General features: G+C 44.5%; 4 protein-coding genes. All 4 read right to left on the bottom strand.

All coding sequences use genetic code 11. The features are described from left to right. Positions 1 to 276: 276 nt before the first annotated feature. A complete protein-coding gene (locus tag VIP81_RS21875) occupies positions 277 to 693 on the bottom strand; it encodes an Rrf2 family transcriptional regulator (RefSeq protein ID WP_331966330.1) in 417 nt (138 codons plus the stop codon). Between the two features lie 167 nt (positions 694 to 860). After that, positions 861 to 1,583, bottom strand: a complete 723-nt coding sequence (dapB, locus tag VIP81_RS21870) for a 4-hydroxy-tetrahydrodipicolinate reductase (RefSeq protein WP_331966327.1) — start codon at positions 1,581 to 1,583, stop codon at positions 861 to 863. 43 nt (positions 1,584 to 1,626) lie between these two features. Then, entirely contained in the window at positions 1,627 to 2,214 is a 588-nt protein-coding gene (locus VIP81_RS21865) for a DUF5683 domain-containing protein (RefSeq protein WP_331966324.1), read from the bottom strand. A gap of 115 nt (positions 2,215 to 2,329) precedes the next feature. Continuing rightward, positions 2,330 to 3,253: a ParB/RepB/Spo0J family partition protein gene (locus VIP81_RS21860; protein WP_331966321.1), complete on the bottom strand. Its 924-nt coding sequence runs from the start codon at positions 3,251 to 3,253 to the stop codon at positions 2,330 to 2,332. Between the last annotated feature and the right edge of the window lie 108 nt (positions 3,254 to 3,361).

Here is a 3,361-nt window from a genome sequence, read left to right as displayed (position 1 = left end):
AGCAGCAGTGTTATTAGCGGAATAATTTAGGAAGAAGGTTAAGATAGATCTCCTGGGGGGCAAAGCTACCCTGTAAGTGCCGGGCTTCACTCATATGGCTGATGAAGACAGATGTGCTGCCGGTAAAACCGGCTTGCAGTTATTGGGATGATTTCAGGAAAATATGGGATAGCAGGTTTCGTTGTTGACTGGATTATTTAGGGAGATGTATCAGGATGTAGTCAGGCTGATAGCCGGCTTTATCAGCCGGCTGTTGCAGTACCTGTAACCTGGACTTTAGTTCCGGGTCAGGATATCTTTTAATGTTTTGTTCTCCAGTATTTTAAGGGCGGAGTCCCTTACTTTTCCCATGACTTCATTCAGGCCGCATACGGCTTCATCGCGACAATTTTCGCAACGTTCGTAATAATTCAGGCTCACACAGGGAAGCAGGGCGATGGGACCGTCCAGCAGGCGGATAATTTTGGCCAATGCAATCTCTTTAGGAGCGCGCATCAGGTAGTATCCCCCTCCTTTTCCTTTTTTACTGCCAAGGATACCGGCATTCTTCAATTCCAGTAATATATTTTCCAGGAATTTGATAGAAATATTTTTTTCCTGTGCGATTTCAGATATAAGGATGGGGCCTTTATCTACATTCTCTGCCAGGTGCACTAATGCGTGAAATGCGTATTGTGTTTTTTTCGATAACATACTGACTGGTTTGCATCCCTCCCGGATGAACTAATAGTGCGGTACGCACTTTATATTCCTGCAAAGATAAGCAGTTTTTAGCTGTTAGCTGTTAGCTTTTAGCTTTTAGCCAATGCAGCGAAGAATATGTTATATTAATCTTCGCTGCATTGGCTAAAAGCTAACAGCTAACAGCTCAATCCCAATACCTCCCGCATGGTAAACACGCCGGTTTTATCTTTGATCCATTCGGCGGCTACTACAGCTCCGGCAGCGAAACCTTGTCTGGAGTGTGCGGTATGCGTAATGGTAATGTCGTCGATATCAGAAGTATAGTTGACGATGTGGGTACCCGGCGCCGGATCTATTCTTTTGGAAATGATGGGCAATACACCGGATTCGTTGCTATAGTCGTTTACCCAGCTGGTTTTGCGGGTAACATTGGCCATCACGTCCTGTGCCAGTGAAAGGGCAGTACCGCTGGGGGCATCCTTTTTATGGGTATGATGAATTTCTTCCATCCACACGTTGTATTGTGGCTGGCTGGCCATTAGTTCCGCCAGTTTTTTATTTACTTCGAAGAATATATTTACGCCGATACTGAAATTGGTGGTATGCAAAAAGGCTTGTTTCTTTTCTTCGCAGATCGCCTTTATTTCCGGCAGCTTATCCAGCCATCCGGTGGTACCGGAAACTACCGGTACATTGGCTTCAAAACATTTTAAAATGTTGCTGTAGGCAGTTTCAGGTGTGGTAAACTCAATGGCTACATCTGCTTTTTCGAGGTGTTCCTTTTCCAGCAGGTGTTGACTGTTTACGTCTACCCGGATAATAATTTCGTGCCCTTTAGCAGTGGCAATAGCATCTATTGCCTGTCCCATTTTACCATATCCGATAAGCGCTATTTTCATGACCCTTGTAAGTTGTATGTAATGTTGATTGATAAATGAATGATCAGCGGCCGGCAAAATACTTGCTGCCTTTGGCTTTTTTGCCGCCTATGGATATATTGACACCAATGCCCAGTGTACGGTTATTGATCAGTGTCGGAGATATACGCATACTGAGATCATCAGACATGTCGAAGTTGCGCAGGTGCGCAAATACAGTTGCATCCACAATATTGAGCCCATAAGCCAATATAAAAAACAATACGGAGTAATCCACATACTGACGGAACTGATCCCTGCCAAGCTTCAATGATTCTGTATCATAAGGTGTGGTACGGGGATCGGTATCATTGGTATCCGGATTGCCATCCACCCGCAAGCGGTAAGCATCACGGTATAGCTTATACGTCTTCATATTATCGATGAAGAAATACGTACAGGTACCTATGGCTGCATATACCAGCGGCATTTTCCAGTATTCTCTGTTGTATGCCTGTCCCAGGCCCGGAAATACAGCTGAGTAGATGGTCGCTTTACGCGGACTATGTGGCTGTTTGGAATTGGGAACATAAGCAGAATCTACAAAAATGGATTTATTTGCTTTCACTGTATCCGTACCCGGAGCGGGTATGGGCCGGATCAGTGTATCCATTGTTTTTTGGATAGGACGTAAAGTATCCTGTGCCCGGAGGGGAACAGCCATTACCATCGTGAGCAAAAACAATAAAAAACAACGTTGTAGTGAATGAAGTATGTATTCCGCCTTATTAGCCACCGTATATGTCTATTTTTTCCAGGATGCTATCCAGTTCTTCATCTGAATAGAATTCAATTAAAATACTGCCTTTGCCGCTCTTTCCTCTGTCCAGTTTTACTTTGGTGGAGAAATGAGTAGCTAATTTGTCCTGTATTTTCTGAAAAGCAGGTGCTAACTTTAATTTGGCAGGTTTCTGCTGCTGGTTTTTATCGGATTGGTTGATCCTGCGCGCCAATTCTTCTGTTTGTCTTACAGACAATCCACTTTTCAGGATCTCATTGTAAAGGAAAAGCTGGTTTTCCACATTTTCCACGCCGGTCAGCACACGGGCATGTCCCATGCTGAGTTGACCATTCCGTACGGCTACCTGGATATCGGGTGGTAGTTTGAGTAAACGTATATAGTTGGTAACGGTACTTCTTTCTTTGCCCATGCGGTCGGCTACCTGCTCCTGTGTAAGGGTGCATTCTTCCATTAACCGTTTGTAACTCAGGCCCACCTCAATGGCGTTGAGGTTTTCGCGTTGCAGATTTTCCAGCAGGGCGAGTTCCAGGAGTTCCTGGTCATTTACCTGGCGGATGTAGGCCGGAATATCTTTCAAACCAGCAAGTTTGCTGGCTCTGAGTCTTCTTTCACCAGCAATCAGCTGAAATTTCCTGTTACTGATTTTAGCAATAGTAATAGGCTGGATAACATCGTGCAGTTTGATAGACTGGCTTAACTCCTGTAAAGTAACCTCATCAAAGTCACGACGCGGCTGTTTCGGATTGGTAACAATCTGATCGAGCGGAATGCGTTCAATACCGGTAACAGCATTAGGTACTGCTACTTTATCACCCAGGGTGCTGGCAGTGTGCTTCAGATCTGTGTCAATGTTTTGAAGCAGTGAGCGGATGCCTTTACCCAATGCCTCTTTCTTACTTGGATTGGTCATCGTTGATAGCTAGGATTTTGTCTTTGGATTTAATTTTCGTGTAATTATGTTTTTGCAGAATTTCTTTTGCCAGGTTCAGGTAATTGATCGCACCGGTGCTGGCTGCAT

This window comes from Chitinophaga sp. (assembly GCF_036566945.1).
Lineage (GTDB): Bacteria > Bacteroidota > Bacteroidia > Chitinophagales > Chitinophagaceae > Chitinophaga.
This window is presented reverse-complemented; position numbering and strand designations above follow the sequence as displayed.